The organism is Serratia sp. BNK-12 (genome assembly GCF_047456085.1).
GTDB lineage: Bacteria > Pseudomonadota > Gammaproteobacteria > Enterobacterales > Enterobacteriaceae > Serratia > Serratia liquefaciens.
This window is the reverse complement of record NZ_CP179896.1, coordinates 3,405,974-3,421,867: the sequence shown is the minus strand read 5'-3', so window position 1 is coordinate 3,421,867 and position 15,894 is coordinate 3,405,974. Positions and strand designations below refer to the sequence as shown.

Below are 15,894 nucleotides of genomic sequence, written 5' to 3'. Positions count from 1 at the left end.
ACCGGCGAGGCACCACACGCTAACCAAAACGGCGACCGGAGTAAAGCGGCAGATTTGACGTCGTCCTCTTGACCTGCAAGGGGTTTTTTGACCATGCTCAGAGAAGGTCACCCCATTAAGGACGGTGGCAGCGCGCACGGGAGGCGACAGATGTTCTTAGAGCGTATCGAGATTGCAGGTTTTCGCGGCATTAACCGGCTGTCGCTGATGTTGGACGACAACACGCTGCTGCTGGGTGAAAACGCCTGGGGTAAATCCAGCTTGTTGGACGCCTTGACCCTGCTGCTGGCGCCGGAGCAAAAGCTGTACCGTTTTGAAGGGCATGACTTTCATTTCCCTCCTGGCGAGGAAGAGGCCAAAGAACGGCATTTACAGGTGGTCTTTACCTTCTGTGAGAAAGACATCGGCCATGCTCATCTCCCCCGTTACCGCCACCTTTCGCCGCTGTGGGTCAAAGGCGAAGATAACCTCAACCGAATTTATTACCGCTGTGAAGGCGAACTGGCCGATGACGGCACGGTTTGTACCTGGCGCGGCTTCCTGAATGCCGACGGTAACGCGATGCAGTTGCATCATATTGAGCAACTGGCACATGCCATTATTCGCATCCATCCGGTATTGCGCCTGCGCGATGCGCGTTTCATCCGCCGTCTGCGGCCCAGCACGTTGAACGATGAAAACCCGGCTGACAATAAGGCCCTGTCCCAGCAGTTGGATCAGTTGACGCGAGAGTTGGTACGCAACCCGCAAAAGCTGACTAACGCCGAGCTGCGGCAGGGGTTGGCAGCAATGCAGCAACTGCTGGAGCATTACTTTGCCGAGCAGGGTTCGCAGGTCTCCCGGCCGCGTCGGCAACGGTTGGATCAAGATCAGGATCAGCAGGCATGGCGCTCCCTGGACAGCATCAACCGTATGGTGGCAGAACCTAACAGCCGTAGCATGCGGCTTATCTTGCTGGGAATGTTTTCTACGCTGCTGCAGGCCAAGGGCAGCATCAAGCTGGATCCGCACGCCCGGCCGCTGCTGCTGGTGGAAGACCCGGAAACCCGTCTGCATCCGATTATGCTGTCGGTGGCCTGGGGGCTGCTTAACCAGTTGCCGTTGCAACGGATCACCACCACCAACTCCAGTGAACTGGTGTCGCTGGTGCCGGTAGAGCATGTTTGTCGGTTGGTGCGTGAGTCCGGGCGCGTCGCCACTTACCGCCTGGGACCGCGTGGGCTGAGTCCGGAGGATGGGCGCCGCATTGCTTTTCATATTCGTTTTAATCGGCCATCTTCGCTGTTTGCCCGCTGCTGGTTGCTGGTGGAAGGCGAGACCGAGGTCTGGCTGTTGAGCGAGCTGGCGCGCCAGTGCGGATATCACTTTGAGGCAGAGGGCGTACGCGTGATCGAGTTCGCCCAATGCGGATTAAAACCTTTGCTGAAGTTCGCCCGTCGCATGGGCATTGAATGGCATGCTTTGGTGGACGGTGATGAAGCGGGGAAAAAGTACGCCAATACCGTACGCAGCATGTTGGATAACCACGACGATAACGAGCGTGACCGACTGACCGCTTTACCTGCACCGGATATGGAGCATTTTATGTTCCGCGAAGGCTTCAGCCCGGTCTACTACCGGGTGGCCTCGGTGCCGAAGAATACGCAGATGCCGGTGCGTAAGGTGATCCTCAAGGCGGTGCATCACTCCTCGAAACCCGATTTGGCGATCGAAGTAGCGATGCAAGCCGGCCAGTGGGGCACGGACTCGGTGCCGCCACTGCTGAAGAAAATGTTTTCGCGTGTGACCTGGCTGGCGCGTGGCCGCGCCGATTAGACCGAAGTAAAACGGGGCTGGGCACGAAAGTGCTCTGCCATTCCCAGTTCCAACTCGTCCAGCAGTTGATAGCGACGGCGGTATTCAGCGCGTTTCTTGCTGGCCACTTCTTCTATCGGTTTGCGGGTGATGCTCTTCGGCAATAAAAAATAGCCGCTTTCAAGCATCTGGCCGCCCATGGATACCCAAAACTGATCGTAGTCGGCATGCAGCTTGTCTTTCTTTTTACTGTGATAACGCCAGTTCTGGTAGATATGGGTGGCGTTGCCGACCGCCACGATTTGCTGAATGCCCAAATGGTGGGCCAGAGCGCAAATCCCTTCCAGTGCCAGGCGTTTGGGGAACAATCCGTGACACTCCTTGGTGGCCTGCTGGATTTCAGCATGCGGTACCTGATGATTAGCTCCCTGTAACCCGCCGATAAACAGCGTCGGTTTCTGCTGATAGTGCATCAGCGAAAAAGTGATTTCCGCCAACATAATACCGTTGGCGTTACGCAGCAGCAGGGTGGCTTCGCCTTCCTTGTTCAGGTTGTCGATGGCCGCCAGTTCGAGTGACACCGCGGCGCCACTCTTGCCTTCGGCGCTGGCGAGCACAAAAGGCTTTTTCAGATGACCGAGCAGCATTTTCATTGGCATGCGTTGGGTGCTGAGATCGTAATGGTCGCGCAGGGCAAATAAGCACTCGATTTTACTCATGTTGGCTGCCAGATACGGACGATGCAGTTTGCACGGCAGATTGGGTTGCGCGTTCAGGATCTCATCCAGCAGGGGATTGGACGCCAGCGTGCTGAGCAGGCCGCTGGTGGTGCGCCAGCAAAATAACGAACGGCCGATAAACTTCAAGCGGAATGACGTTTTTTTCCAGGCTTTACTCGGCGTCTTTTCGCCATTGATCAGCGCCGTCATCAGTTGCCAGCCGTTAAGCGGACGTGCAGATACGAGTGGGTAGCTGAGCTGTGACATGATGAAATCCTTGACTGTATTGAATGGTGCTATTTCATCAAGGCTTCACTAAACGAGAGGTCAATGCCCAACTGTAACCAAGCGTGTCTCCACATTGTGTTGAGCTAAGGTTTAGTTATTCCGCACCGTGCGTGATAATTTAGCCCCGCTGCCGCTATTGGCAGTATGAATTGCAACAGGCAGGAACCTATTTTGACGTGGTTTAAAGGACACAAACGACGCTGGATAATCGCGCTGATCGTAGCGGCGGTAATCGCTGTGCCGGCGGTCTGGCACTTTGGGCACCCGACGCCAACCCAGTTTAAAACGGTGAAGGTCACCCAGGGCAGTCTGCAGCAAAACGTACTGGCGACCGGTCAGCTCGACGCGGTTCGCAAGGTGGACGTGGGTGCACAGGTCAGCGGGCAGTTGGAAAGCCTGTACGTCGAAATTGGCGACCGGGTGAAGAAAGGTCAGTTGCTCGGGGTGATTGATCCGCAGCAGGCGAAAAACAGCATCCGCGAGGGCGAGGCGACGCTGCGCGAGCTGCATGCCCAGTTACAGCAGGCGCAAGCGGAACAACAGCTGGCGGCGGTTACGCTGCAGCGCAATCAGGCTTTGGCCAAACTGCAGGCCGTCTCGCGTCAGGATCTGGATCAGGCCGCCACACAGCTGGCAGTGAAGAAGGCGCAGGTAGGCACCATTCATGCGCAAATCGCCAAAAACCAGGCCAGCCTGGACACGGCAAAAATCAATCTGGCGTTTACCCGCATTGAAGCGCCGATGGATGGCGACGTGGTGCAAATCACCACGCTTCAAGGCCAGACGGTGATCGCGGCGCAACAGGCGCCGAATATTTTGACGCTGGCAGATCTCAGCACCATGTTGGTAAAAGCCCAGGTGTCGGAAGCGGACGTTATCAGCCTGAAGCCGGGGCAAAAAGCCTGGTTTACCGTACTGGGCGATCCTAATCGACGCTTTGATGGCGTGCTGAAAGATATCCAACCAACGCCGGAAAAGGTCAATAACGCTATCTTCTACTACGCGCGCTTTGAAGTGCCGAACCCCGAGGGGTTACTGCGTTTGCAAATGACGGCGCAGGTGCATATTCAACTGGCGGGGGTCAATCAGGCGCAAATTATCCCTTTGGCGGCCCTGGGCGATCAAATTGCGGATAACCGCTATCAGGTTTCGATCCTCAAGCAGGGCAAGGAGGAAAAGCGCGAAGTGGCGATTGGCCTGCGTAATAATATTGACGTGCAAATCCTCAGCGGACTGAATATCGGCGACGAAGTGATCGTCAGCCGCGGCGGCGCGGAGCCTCTCTGATGGCCGCATTGTTGGAACTGAGCGGCATCAGCCGTAGCTATCAGTCGGGCGATCAGACGGTGGCGGTGCTGAAGAACGTGAGCCTGAGCATCGAGGCCGGCGAAATGGTGGCCATTATGGGCGCCTCCGGCTCCGGTAAATCGACGCTGATGAATATTCTCGGCTGCCTGGATAAGCCCAGCGCCGGCGTGTATCGGGTGGCCGGGCAGGACGTGGCGACGCTCGATAGCGACGCATTGGCTCGGCTGCGGCGTGAACATTTCGGCTTTATTTTCCAGCGGTATCATTTGTTGCCGCATTTGAGCGCGGCGCATAACGTCGAAGTGCCTGCGGTATATGCCGGGCTGGGCAAGGCGGCACGACGTGAGCGTGCGGTGGCGCTGTTACAGCGCCTGGGGCTAAGCGAGCGCGTCAGTTACCGACCTAGCCAGCTTTCCGGCGGTCAGCAGCAGCGGGTCAGTATCGCTCGTGCGCTGATGAATGGCGGTCAGGTGATCCTGGCGGATGAACCGACAGGTGCCCTCGACAGCCATTCCGGTGAAGAGGTGATGACCATCCTCAAGCAGCTGCGCGAGCAGGGGCATACGGTGATTATCGTGACCCACGATCCGGCCGTGGCCAAGCAGGCTGAGCGGATCATTGAAATCCGCGACGGCGAAATCATTGCCGATTCACGCCCTGATGGGCAGAGCAACCCGAACGCCAAACCGCTGGAGATGGTTACGCCGGCGCCGTCCTGGCAGCAGACTATCGGACGTTTCCGCGAAGCCTTGGTGATGGCCTGGCGGGCAATGGCGGCAAGTAAAATGCGCACTGCGCTGACCATGCTCGGTATTATTATCGGCATCGCCTCGGTGGTTTCGATCCTGGTGATCGGCGATGCAGCCAAACAGATGGTGCTGGCAGATATCAAATCCATCGGCACCAATACGGTAGATATCTATCCCGGCAAGGACTTTGGTGACGACGATCCGACTTTCCGCCAGGCATTGAAGTACGACGATCTTGCCGCGTTGCGCGAGCAGCCTTACGTCAGCGCATTGTCGCCCAGCATCGCCAGCAGTATGCGGCTGCGGCTGGGTAACGTTGATGTTGCAGCCAACGTTAACGGCGTCAGCGAACAGTTTTTCCGCGTGTACGGCATGACCTTTACTGAGGGCGTCGGCATTGATCAACTGCAGGTGCAATCACAGTCGCAGACGGTGGTGATCGACGCCAATACCCAGCGCCGCCTGTTCCCGAATCAGAAAGAGGTGGTAGGCCGGGTGATCCTGGTGGGCAATATGCCGGCGACGGTAGTGGGGGTAGCGAAGGAAAAGCAATCTATGTTCGGCAGCAGCAAGACGCTGAACGTCTGGGTACCCTATAGCACCATGGCCAATCGGCTGATGGGGAACGCCTATTTTGATTCGATTACCGTGCGCATTCGTGATGGTTACAACAGCCAGGAGGCGGAGCAACAGCTGACGCGCTTGCTGACGCTGCTCCACGGCAAGAAAGACGTCTTCACCTATAACATGGACAGCCTGGTGCAGACCGCAGAGAAAACCACGCGTACGCTGCAGCTGTTTTTGACGCTGGTGGCGGTGATATCACTGGTGGTCGGCGGTATCGGCGTGATGAACATCATGTTGGTATCGGTGACGGAGCGCACGCGTGAGATAGGCATCCGCATGGCGGTGGGGGCACGCTCCGGCGACGTACTACAGCAGTTTCTGATTGAAGCGGTGCTGGTGTGTCTGGTCGGCGGTGCTTTGGGGATTACGCTGTCCTTTGCCATCGGCCTGTTGGTGCAGTTGGTGTTGCCGGGTTGGCAAATCAGCTTCCCTCCGGCGGCCCTGTTGAGTGCGTTTGTCTGTTCCACCGCTATCGGCGTGGTGTTCGGTTATCTTCCGGCCCGCAGCGCGGCGCGGCTTAACCCGATTGACGCGCTGGCACGCGAATAATCAGCGAATAAAAAATGCCAGTCACACGGCGGCTGGCATTTTTTAGCGGGGTGTTTCAAACTGACTCTGTAGAAGCGCGTTAGGCCAGGGCCTCGCTTTCCAGTGGCACAATAAGACTCGCATGGTTCCCTTTTGGCCCTTGGTGCACATCAAAACTGACCTGCTGGCCGGCTTTGAGTGTCCGGTACCCATCCATCTTAATCGTAGAATAATGGGCGAATATGTCTTCGCCGCCGCCTTCAGGACAGATAAACCCAAACCCTTTGGCGTTGTTGAACCATTTAACAGTACCCGTCTCCATGCTTTTACATCCCTCGCAACGCTATTTTTAGGTGAGATGAATAACTGAATTCGCACCCGCCAGAAGCAGGTAGCAGATGAGCCTGAAAGTGGTTAAAACACCACCAGCTCACGAATTTACACTCTAGAGCAAATGATCATCACGTCAAGGGATCGGCTTTTGTCGGCAGGGAGCAGTTCATCAAAGTTTGAAGCAGGTAACGATCTTGACATTGTTTGGTAACAATTCGTCAGAGATTTTTGCGCACGTTCCAGTGCGGCGGGATGATGGCGAAGATGATAAAATAGTAATGATACCCCACTTTGAATAACCGGAACCTGTCCCCATATTAAAGGACAGAGCAGAGAAGATGAGCAGCGATGGGCAATAACAACGGTTGGCTAAATTTCGAACATTTGGCCGAGGAAAAACAAATCGATGCGGTAAAACCGCCGTCTATGTATAAAGTTATACTTAACAACGACGATTACACACCGATGGAATTTGTGATTGACGTTCTGCAAAAGTTCTTTTCTTATGATATTGAACGCGCAACGCAACTGATGCTCACGGTCCACTATCAAGGCAAGGCGATCTGCGGTGTCTTTACCGCCGAGGTGGCGGAAACCAAGGTCGTCCATGTGAACCGTTATGCGAGGGAGAACGAGCATCCGTTGCTTTGTACGCTAGAAAAAGCCTAGATTTAGGCAACTATTGGGGAGGTGCTTATGCTCAATCAAGAACTGGAACTCAGTCTCAACATGGCTTTCGCCAGAGCGCGTGAGCACAGACACGAGTTTATGACCGTGGAGCACCTGTTGCTGGCGTTACTCAGCAACCCTGCCGCGCGAGAAGCGCTAGAGGCATGTACGGTGGATCTGGCCGCGTTACGCCAGGAGCTGGAAGCCTTTATTGAACAAACCACGCCGACGCTGCCCGCCAGCGAAGAAGAGCGCGACACTCAGCCGACGCTCAGCTTCCAGCGCGTACTGCAGCGTGCGGTATTCCATGTGCAATCTTCCGGCCGCAGCGAAGTCAGCGGCGCCAACGTGCTGGTGGCGATTTTCAGCGAGCAGGAGTCGCAGGCGGCTTACCTGCTGCGCAAACACGACGTCAGCCGTCTCGACGTAGTGAACTTCATTTCACATGGCACACGTAAAGACGAACCGGGCCAAGCGCCGAATGCGGAAAACCCGGTGAATGAAGAGCAGTCCGGAGGGGAAGACCGTATGGAAAACTTCACCACCAACCTCAACCAGTTGGCACGGGTAGGCGGCATCGATCCTTTGATTGGCCGTGACCCTGAACTGGAGCGTGCTATTCAGGTACTGTGCCGTCGTCGCAAAAACAACCCGCTGCTGGTGGGGGAATCCGGCGTCGGTAAAACGGCGATTGCCGAAGGCCTGGCCTGGCGCATTGTGCAGGGCGACGTTCCGGAAGTGATGGCGGACTGCACGCTGTATTCATTGGATATCGGTTCATTGCTGGCCGGTACCAAATACCGTGGCGACTTCGAAAAACGTTTTAAAGCGCTGCTGAAACAGTTGGAACAGGATAAGAACAGCATTCTGTTTATCGATGAGATCCACACCATCATCGGCGCCGGTGCGGCTTCCGGTGGGCAGGTGGATGCCGCCAACCTGATTAAACCGCTGCTCTCCAGCGGCAAGATCCGGGTTATCGGTTCCACTACTTACCAGGAATTCAGCAACATTTTTGAAAAAGACCGTGCGCTGGCCCGTCGCTTCCAGAAAATCGACATTACCGAGCCGACGCCGGAAGAGACCATTCAGATCATCAACGGCCTGAAGACCAAGTACGAAGCGCACCACGACGTGCGTTATACCGCCAAAGCGGTGCGTGCGGCGGTCGAGCTGTCGGTGAAATACATCAACGACCGTCATTTGCCGGACAAGGCTATCGACGTGATTGACGAGGCGGGCGCCCGCAGCCGGTTAATGCCGGTAAGCAAACGCAAGAAAACCGTCAACGTGGCCGACATCGAATCTGTGGTGGCGCGTATTGCGCGTATCCCGGAGAAAACCGTGTCGGCGAGCGATCGCGACGTACTGAGAAGTCTGGGCGATCGTCTGAAAATGCTGGTATTCGGGCAGGATCAGGCGATTGAAGCGCTGACTGAAGCGATCAAGATGAGCCGTGCTGGTTTGGGGCACGATCGCAAGCCGGTCGGTTCCTTCCTGTTTGCCGGGCCAACCGGCGTCGGGAAAACCGAAGTGACGGTGCAGTTGGCGAAGGCGATGGATATTCAGCTGCTGCGTTTTGATATGTCCGAGTATATGGAACGTCATACCGTCAGCCGTCTGATTGGCGCGCCTCCGGGCTACGTCGGTTACGATCAGGGCGGTCTGCTGACCGACGCGGTGCTCAAGCATCCGCACTCGGTGGTGCTGCTGGATGAAATCGAGAAGGCGCATCCGGACGTGTTCAACCTGTTGTTGCAGGTTATGGACAACGGTACCCTGACCGATAACAACGGCCGCAAAGCGGACTTCCGCAACGTGATCCTGGTGATGACTACTAACGCCGGGGTACGTGAAACCGAACGTAAATCGATTGGTCTGGTGCAGCAGGACAACAGCACCGATGCGATGGAAGAGATCAAGAAAGTGTTCACGCCGGAATTCCGTAACCGTCTGGACAACATTCTTTGGTTCAACCATCTGTCGACCGAGGTGATCCAGCAGGTTGTCGATAAGTTTATCGTCGAACTGCAGGCGCAGCTGGATGCGAAGGGCGTGTCGTTGGAAGTGAGCGATGAAGCGCGTGACTGGCTGTCGGTGAAAGGCTATGACCGTGCAATGGGCGCTCGTCCGATGGCGCGTGTGATGCAGGAAAACCTGAAGAAACCGCTGGCCAACGAATTGCTGTTTGGTTCACTGGTGGACGGCGGTTCGGTGAAAGTCGAGCTGGACAAGGACAATCAGAAACTGACTTACCACTTCCTCAGCGCCTCGATGCGTAAAGCGGATGAAGGTGCGGTGCACTAAGGCCGGGTCAGATAAAGAAAAAGCGATGCTTCGGCATCGCTTTTTTTATGGGTGAATTTCACCACAACAGAAATGATTGAGCCCTCTCAGTTTACCTGCGCTCTCGCAACTCGATGTTGAACGTTGCTACGGGGGTAAACGGAAAGGGCTCCGGAGGCATTACATCCTCGGTGCCGCCATCGGCTGGCGACGAGTGAGCCGATTAACGGCTACGGAAGACAATGCGGCCTTTGCTCAGGTCGTACGGGGTCAGCTCTACAGTGACTTTGTCGCCCGTCAGGATGCGGATGTAGTTCTTACGCATTTTACCGGAGATATGTGCGGTTACCACGTGCCCGTTTTCCAATTCAACGCGGAACATGGTGTTCGGCAGCGTATCAAGAACGGTGCCCTGCATTTCAATATTGTCTTCTTTGGCCATCGAATCCTCTAGGTCTAACTACCTTAGTTTTTAACCGGCAAGATAATGCCGAAAAACCCACATTATGTAAAGAAGTGTCGGCGAACATTGCACCGTTTCCGCAAAATTAGTTTGTTGGGGAGGGTGGTTCAACCTGCTGTGGGGGTAACACTTGCGGTGCCCAACACTCTGGCGCTAATGGCTTGCGCTGAAGTTGGCTGAGCTGCTGCAAAAATTGTCTTCGGGGGATCTCTTTCGCTCCCAGCGTGGCAGTGTGAGCGTTAAGCACCTGACAGTCAATCAATTCTCCGCCATAAGCGGCAAAATGACGGCAAAAAGCCATCAAAGCGCATTTGGACGCGTTGGGGGTACGGCTAAACATGGATTCGCCGCAGAACAGGGCGCCCTGGGCCACGCCGTACATGCCCCCCACCAGCTTGTCATCCTGCCACACCTCTATCGAATGAGCGAAACCGAGGCGGTGCAGGTGCAGATAAGCGCGCTGCACCTCCGGGCCAATCCAGGTGCCTTCCTCCGGCCGATCGGCACAGGCGGCGATCACCGCCGCAAAGTCGTGATTTAGCGTGACGCGGAAGGGGTTGCTGCGCAAAAAGCGTTTCAGACTGCGGCTGATATGGCGTTCGGCAGGAAACAGCACCGCCCGCGGATCGGGCGACCACCACAAAATGGCCTCCCCGGGGAAAACCAGGGAAAAATGCCGCGCTCATAGGCAGCCAATAGACGAGGCGCTGTCAAATCACCGCCGATAGCCAGCAAACCGTTAGGATCGCGCAGTGCGCCCTCAGGAGAGGGGAACACCAGCGACTGCGATGACAGCTTAACAATGCGCATATAAGGTCTCAGCGTCCTCTACAGGCCCTTTTACAGCGGTATACCGCTGATACGTTGACGGAACTGGGCATAACGCCCCTGCTGACGCATCAGGCTGAGGTGATCGCCTTGCTCAACGATGCGCCCACCGTCCATCACGCAAATTCGGTCAAGGTGTTCCAATCCATACAGGCGGTGGGTCACCAGGATCAGCGTTTTTCCCTGGCAATGTCGGCGCAGCAGCGCCAGGATCTGCTGTTCGGTTTCGGCATCCAGACCTTCGGTCGGCTCATCGAGCAACAACAGCGGCGCCTGATGCAGCAATGCGCGAGCAATGCCCAGACGGCGCTGCTCGCCGCCGGAAAGCTGTCGGCCACCGTCTCCCAGCCAGGCGTTGAGCCCCTCGTTTTCCAGCAGCTTGTCCAACCCGACCTGCTGCAACACTTCGCGCAATTGTTCATCGGTCGCCGTTGGGGCGGCGATGCGCAAGTTTTCGCGCAGCGTATCGCTAAAGATGTGTACTCGCTGACTGACGACGGTGGTCATCTGACGCAGCGTGGTTTCATCGTAAGCGGCCAAGGGATGGCCGTTGAGCAGCATCTGCCCGCTGTCGGCGTTCCAGGCGCGGGTGAGCAACTGCAGCAGGGTCGATTTACCGCACCCGGTGCGGCCGAGCAATGCAATATGTTCACCGGCGGTAATCTTCAGCGTGACGTCCTGCAACACCGGCTGCGGCTGGCCGGGATAGGTAAAGGTAACCTGTTGCAGACTTAGCATGGCGCCGTTTTCGGCAGTTGGACCATCGGCAGGGAAGGTCACTTCCGGTTGTCGATCGATGACCTGCTTCACCCGCGTGGCGGAAGCTATCACCTGTCCCAGGTGCTGGAAGGCGCCGGCTACCGGCATCAAGGCTTCAAACGAAGCCAGGGCGGCAAACACGAACAACGCAATCAGCGCGCCGGGTTGGCTGTCGCCACCGATACCGGCAGCGGTGAGCCACAACATCAACGTCACGGTCAGGCCGCTGGCCAGGATCATCAAAGCCTGTGCCATGCCGCCCAACGAAGCTTGCTGCCACTGACGGCGCTGCCACTGTTTTTCAGTGGCATCCAGAGCCGCGCGGAACTGATCCACGGCACCGAATACCACCAGCTCAGCCTGGCCCTGAAGCCAGGCAGTCAGATCGGTACGGTACTGGCCGCGCAGGGCGGTCAACTGGCCGCCAATCGGCTTGCCGGCACCGTAAAATACCGGCGGCACCAGCAGCAACAGCAACAGCAGGATGCCGCCCAGCGTCAGGGCCAGTGAAACGTCCAGCCAGCTCAGGCCGTAAGTCACCACGACAATCACCACGGCGGCGCTGACCAGCGGTGAAATTACCCGCAGATACAGATGATCCAGCGTATCGACATCCGCCACCAGTCGATTCAGCAAATCGGCCTGTCGGAAGCGGGCAATGCCTCCCGGCGACAGCGGCAGGATCTTTTTAAAGGTGAAGACCCGCAGATGAGACAGCACGCGGAAGGTGGCGTCGTGGCTGACGACCCGTTCGGCATAGCGCCCGGCGGTGCGGAAAATGGCGGCACCACGCACGCCGGCCGCCGGCAGCATGTAGTTGAAGGTAAACAGGCCCGCCAGCCCGGCCAGGGCGGAGGCGGCGAGGAACCAACCGGACAGAGCCAGCAGGCCGATACTGGCCAGCAGCGTGATGATGGCCAGCAGAATGCCCAGACAAATCAGCAGGCTGTGACGACGGTACAGCGCCAGGAACGGCAGCAAAACGCGCATGATTATAGATCCCCGCGGCGGTGAGCGATCAGGTTGGCAAACAGGCCCGGTTGGGCGCTCAGCGTGACGTAATCACCTTGCTGGACGATGTGTCCGCCTTCCATTACCAAAATCTGGTCGTAATCTTCGGTATCTTCCAACTGGTGAGTCACCAGCAGCGTGGTTTGTTGATGCGAAGCCGCATTCAGCGCCTGCATGACTTGCCGCTCGCTGTGGGCGTCGAGACTTGCGGTCGGTTCATCCAACAGCAACAAACGGCGCGGGCTGATTAACGCCCGGGCGACTGCCACACGTTGCGCTTGCCCGACGGACAGGCGCGCGGCGTTATCGCCGACTTCGGTATCCAGACCCAGCGGCAGATACGGCAGGATCTCGCCGACATAGGCGTCCTCCACGGCCTGTTGCAGTTGGGCTTCGCTGGCCTGCGGATTGCCCAACAGTATGTTGGCGCGCAGCGTTTGCGCCGGTAGGTGCGGATTTTGTCCTACCCAGCCGAGTTGCTGGCGCCAGCCTTCGGCGGCCAGTTCGCGCAGTTCGATACCATTAATCCGCAGAGAACCGCGATAGGGTAAAAACCCGAGCAGCAGGTTCAGCAACGAACTTTTCCCGGCACCACTTAACCCGACCAAGGCAATGCGCTGGTTGGCGGGCAGAGTGAAGCTCAGCGGCCCGGCCAGCAGCACGCCATTGGGCGACAGGATCTCCAGATCCTGCGCTTGCAGCTCAAGCGGCGCATCGGCATCCAGGATTTGTGTGCCATTGCCCATTTGTTCGCCCTCGGCGCTGAGAAAGGTTTCCAGCGCTTCGGCGGCACCCACGGCTTGCGCCTTGGCGTGGTAGAAAGTCCCCAGATCGCGCAACGGCTGGAAGAACTCCGGTGACAGGATCAGCACCAGGAAGCCGGCAAACAGCGTGACGCCGGTGCCATAACTGCCGAAATTAAGTTCGCCAAGGAACGAGAAGCCAAAATAGACCGCCACCACGGCGATAGAAATGGAGGCAAAGAACTCCAGCACCGCCGATGACAGGAAAGCCAGACGGAGCACCTCCATGGTGCGGCTACGGAAGTCTTCAGACGATTTGGCAATCTGCTCGGTTTCCGCCTGCGCCCGATTGAATAAGCGCAGCGTGTCTAACCCACGCAGGCGGTCGAGGAAGTTACCACTCAGGCGTGCCAGCGCCACGAAGTTGCGTCGGTTGGCATCGGCGGCACCCATGCCGACCAGCGCCATAAACATGGGGATCAGCGGCGCGGTGGTCAACAGAATCAGACCGGCGGCCCAGTTGATCGGGAATACGGTGATCAGGATCAGCAGCGGGATAAACACCGCCAGATACATCTGCGGTAAATAACGGGAATAGTAGTCCTGCATATCCTCGATCTGTTCGACGATGATGCTGGCCCAAGTGCCGGCCGGTTTTCCCTGGATCCAGGCGGGGCCGAGTTGTTGCAGTTTATCCAGCACCTGCTGACGCATGCGCTGGCGGATCACTTGTCCGCAGATAAAGCCGACGCGTTCACGCAGCCAACTCAGCACGGCCCGCAGTGCGAAGGTAGCTGCCAACCAGATAAACGACGCAATCAACTGTTCACGTGGCGCCTGTTCGATAATCAGGGCGTGGAGCAGGGCGGCCAACAGCCATGCCTGAGCGACAATAAGCATGCCGCTGATTAGCCCCAACAACATGGAAAGGCGCAACCAACGCTGCGCCAGGGTGCTCTGAGTTTTGAGCCAACGGGTTAATTGCTGCTGTCTGGTTTTTTTCATCAGATATGAGTCTGCGTCGCCGGTGCCTATTGTTACAGGCAAGGTTAACGTACTGTTAAAAAAAGTGTTTGCCCCAACCTGAAGCGAACAAGTGAAGGCCAATGTTACCTCTTCACCCGGCAGACTGAAAATAATAAAGCGGTCAAATATCGCTATAACAGACCGCGACAGCAGGATTAGGGCACCGCTTGACTGGCTGCTTCCGCCGCCAGGGCGGTTTGCACGGATCTGCGCTGGCTAATCAGCGACATATAACGGGTTATCGATGGCCAGTATTTTAGGTCGATGGAAAACTGATCCATCCAGCGCAGTACGGTAAACAGATAGGCATCCGCGACGCTGAAAGTTTCTCCCAATAGAAACGCCGGTTCGTCCAGCGTCTGAGCAACAAAATCGAGGCGGCGTCGCAGCTTGTCGCGAAACAGCATTTTGACCTCTTCCGGCAGGGTTGAGTTGAACAGCGGGCTGGATCCCGCGTGGATCTCGCAGGTAATGAAGTTCAGCCACTCCTGCAAGCGCACCCGTTCGAAGGTCGAGTTTGGTGGGGCCAGACCGGCTTCAGGGCGCAAATCCGCCAGATACTGCACGATGGCAGTGCCTTCGGTGATCACCTGTCCGTCGTCCAGCATCAGCGCGGCGACGTAACCTTTGGGATTAACCCGATAGAAGTCTCTGCCGTCGGCGCTGCGCTTGGTGCGGTTATTGACGCGGATCAGTTCGAACGGCAAATCCAATTCCCGCAGCACGATATGTGGCGAGAGGGAGCAGGTATCGGGCGCAAAATAGAGTTTCATCGACATATTCCTGAGGCAAAAAGCGACATCGCTTGGCCGTCAGAATGCCGTCGGCGCCGCCGGCAGAAAAATTAGAATCTCAGAAACCCGGTATCAGCTCAGCTACTGACGGGCAACGGCAAATGATCCTGTAGAAAGTGCAACAGAGTTTGCACTGGCGCGGAGCTTGCACCGGCGAATGAACAAACCAGGCCAAAATGGCGATAAAGTGGCGCGCTCAGCGGCAGGGTGCAAATGCCTGGCGTATCGGCCGGTATCACCGATGCGGGCACCAGCGATACGCCGATCCCTTCACGTACCAGCGTCAGCGCGGTGTTCCAGTCACTGACGGTGACGCGGACATCCGTCAGCGCCAAACCTGCCTGCTGCGCCAGCAACTGAGCATTGAGCTGGCAACCTCCGGTAGCCAAGACAAACGGCTGTTTGACCAGTTCATTGAAATCTATCGGCTGGCGGTTTCTGGCAAGCTTATGATCAGTGGCCGTCACGGCAAGCCATAGGTCTTTTCCCTGCGGGTGGCTTTGCCGTTCCGGTTTCGGATTCAACACTATGCCCACGTCGGCAGCTTCCAATGCCAGCCAGTTTTCGACCTCCAGATCGGTACCTTCCAACTGCACCAGTTCAATGGCGGGAAAGCGGCGGTGAAATTTGCGTAGCAACGGGGGTAACAACAGCGCAAATGCTGAAGGGAAACTGGCCAGGCGTATTTTGCCGGCGTGTGAACTTTGCGCCTGCTGCGCGCAGTGTTGGATTGCATTGAGTTCGGCCAGCATGGTGCGGGCATGGCTGACAATCTGTTCACCACTTTGCGTTAGCGTAACGCTGTGCGGTAGCCGAACCAACAACGAAGTGTTCAACGCCTCTTCCAACTGAGCGATAGCCTGACTGGCGCCAGATTGTGTCATGCCGCATTGACTTGCCGCCAGGGTGATCTTGCCGCTGTCGGCTACGGCAACCAACAGACGCCAGTGGAGAAGATTCTGCATCGAA

General features: G+C 57.0%; 12 protein-coding genes and 1 pseudogene. 5 read left to right on the top strand and 8 right to left on the bottom strand.

What is annotated here, in order from left to right; translation table 11 throughout:
- Positions 1-150 precede the first annotated feature (150 nt).
- Positions 151-1,815: an ATP-dependent endonuclease gene (locus tag ACMGG1_RS15920; protein WP_414160851.1), complete on the top strand. Its 1,665-nt coding sequence runs from the start codon at positions 151-153 to the stop codon at positions 1,813-1,815.
- Here the strand turns inward: ACMGG1_RS15920 and ACMGG1_RS15915 are convergent.
- Positions 1,812-2,780 (bottom strand): VirK/YbjX family protein, encoded by a 969-nt coding sequence (locus tag ACMGG1_RS15915; RefSeq protein WP_258089924.1) that lies wholly within the window; start codon positions 2,778-2,780, stop codon positions 1,812-1,814. The genes ACMGG1_RS15920 and ACMGG1_RS15915 overlap by 4 nt on opposite strands.
- A gap of 192 nt (positions 2,781-2,972) precedes the next feature.
- Here ACMGG1_RS15915 and macA point away from each other — a divergent pair, with 192 nt between their 5' ends.
- On the top strand, positions 2,973-4,088 hold the full coding sequence (gene macA / locus ACMGG1_RS15910; RefSeq protein WP_261108009.1) for a macrolide transporter subunit MacA: 1,116 nt from the start codon (positions 2,973-2,975) through the stop codon (positions 4,086-4,088).
- Entirely contained in the window at positions 4,088-6,034 is a 1,947-nt protein-coding gene (gene macB, locus ACMGG1_RS15905; RefSeq protein WP_122078097.1) for a macrolide ABC transporter ATP-binding protein/permease MacB, read from the top strand. The genes macA and macB overlap by 1 nt, the downstream gene beginning before the upstream one ends.
- Positions 6,035-6,113: 79 nt before the next feature.
- Here macB and cspD read toward each other — a convergent pair whose 3' ends face one another.
- Complete coding sequence (gene cspD / locus ACMGG1_RS15900) at positions 6,114-6,335, bottom strand: cold shock-like protein CspD (RefSeq protein ID WP_004942590.1); 222 nt, start codon at positions 6,333-6,335, stop codon at positions 6,114-6,116.
- A gap of 359 nt (positions 6,336-6,694) precedes the next feature.
- On the opposite strand from cspD, the gene clpS reads away from it, so the two are divergent.
- Together clpS and clpA are read left to right on the top strand one after the other, a co-directional pair.
- Positions 6,695-7,015, top strand: coding sequence for an ATP-dependent Clp protease adapter ClpS (clpS, locus tag ACMGG1_RS15895; protein ID WP_020826105.1), 321 nt, complete (start codon positions 6,695-6,697; stop codon positions 7,013-7,015).
- Between the two features lie 27 nt (positions 7,016-7,042).
- Positions 7,043-9,322: an ATP-dependent Clp protease ATP-binding subunit ClpA gene (clpA, locus tag ACMGG1_RS15890; RefSeq protein ID WP_020826106.1), complete on the top strand. Its 2,280-nt coding sequence runs from the start codon at positions 7,043-7,045 to the stop codon at positions 9,320-9,322.
- Positions 9,323-9,524: 202 nt separating this feature from the next.
- Here the strand turns inward: clpA and infA are convergent, their stop codons facing one another.
- From infA to ACMGG1_RS15860, 6 genes and pseudogenes are all read right to left on the bottom strand, one after another.
- A complete protein-coding gene (gene infA, locus ACMGG1_RS15885) occupies positions 9,525-9,743 on the bottom strand; it encodes a translation initiation factor IF-1 (protein ID WP_002211347.1) in 219 nt (72 codons plus the stop codon).
- 106 nt (positions 9,744-9,849) lie between these two features.
- Positions 9,850-10,574: pseudogene (gene aat / locus ACMGG1_RS15880) on the bottom strand (leucyl/phenylalanyl-tRNA--protein transferase).
- Positions 10,575-10,604: 30 nt separating this feature from the next.
- Positions 10,605-12,341, bottom strand: coding sequence for a heme ABC transporter ATP-binding protein/permease CydC (gene cydC / locus ACMGG1_RS15875; protein ID WP_414160850.1), 1,737 nt, complete (start codon positions 12,339-12,341; stop codon positions 10,605-10,607).
- Between the two features lie 2 nt (positions 12,342-12,343).
- On the bottom strand, positions 12,344-14,110 hold the full coding sequence (gene cydD, locus ACMGG1_RS15870) for a heme ABC transporter permease/ATP-binding protein CydD (RefSeq protein ID WP_414160849.1): 1,767 nt from the start codon (positions 14,108-14,110) through the stop codon (positions 12,344-12,346).
- A 176-nt stretch (positions 14,111-14,286) separates the two neighbouring features.
- Positions 14,287-14,904, bottom strand: a complete 618-nt coding sequence (gene gstA / locus ACMGG1_RS15865) for a glutathione transferase GstA (RefSeq protein WP_261286499.1) — start codon at positions 14,902-14,904, stop codon at positions 14,287-14,289.
- A gap of 98 nt (positions 14,905-15,002) precedes the next feature.
- Positions 15,003-15,890: a LysR family transcriptional regulator gene (locus tag ACMGG1_RS15860; RefSeq protein WP_414160848.1), complete on the bottom strand. Its 888-nt coding sequence runs from the start codon at positions 15,888-15,890 to the stop codon at positions 15,003-15,005.
- Between the last annotated feature and the right edge of the window lie 4 nt (positions 15,891-15,894).

Coding starts and splice junctions, on each gene's coding strand:
- ACMGG1_RS15920 (WP_414160851.1), top strand. CDS start 151: ATGTTCTTAGAGCGTATCGAGATTGCAGGTTTTCGCGGCATTAACCGG.
- ACMGG1_RS15915 (WP_258089924.1), bottom strand. CDS start 2,780: ATGTCACAGCTCAGCTACCCACTCGTATCTGCACGTCCGCTTAACGGC.
- macB (WP_122078097.1), top strand. CDS start 4,088: ATGGCCGCATTGTTGGAACTGAGCGGCATCAGCCGTAGCTATCAGTCG.
- cspD (WP_004942590.1), bottom strand. CDS start 6,335: ATGGAGACGGGTACTGTTAAATGGTTCAACAACGCCAAAGGGTTTGGG.
- clpS (WP_020826105.1), top strand. CDS start 6,695: ATGGGCAATAACAACGGTTGGCTAAATTTCGAACATTTGGCCGAGGAA.
- clpA (WP_020826106.1), top strand. CDS start 7,043: ATGCTCAATCAAGAACTGGAACTCAGTCTCAACATGGCTTTCGCCAGA.
- infA (WP_002211347.1), bottom strand. CDS start 9,743: ATGGCCAAAGAAGACAATATTGAAATGCAGGGCACCGTTCTTGATACG.
- cydC (WP_414160850.1), bottom strand. CDS start 12,341: ATGCGCGTTTTGCTGCCGTTCCTGGCGCTGTACCGTCGTCACAGCCTG.
- cydD (WP_414160849.1), bottom strand. CDS start 14,110: ATGAAAAAAACCAGACAGCAGCAATTAACCCGTTGGCTCAAAACTCAG.
- gstA (WP_261286499.1), bottom strand. CDS start 14,904: ATGAAACTCTATTTTGCGCCCGATACCTGCTCCCTCTCGCCACATATC.
- ACMGG1_RS15860 (WP_414160848.1), bottom strand. CDS start 15,890: ATGCAGAATCTTCTCCACTGGCGTCTGTTGGTTGCCGTAGCCGACAGC.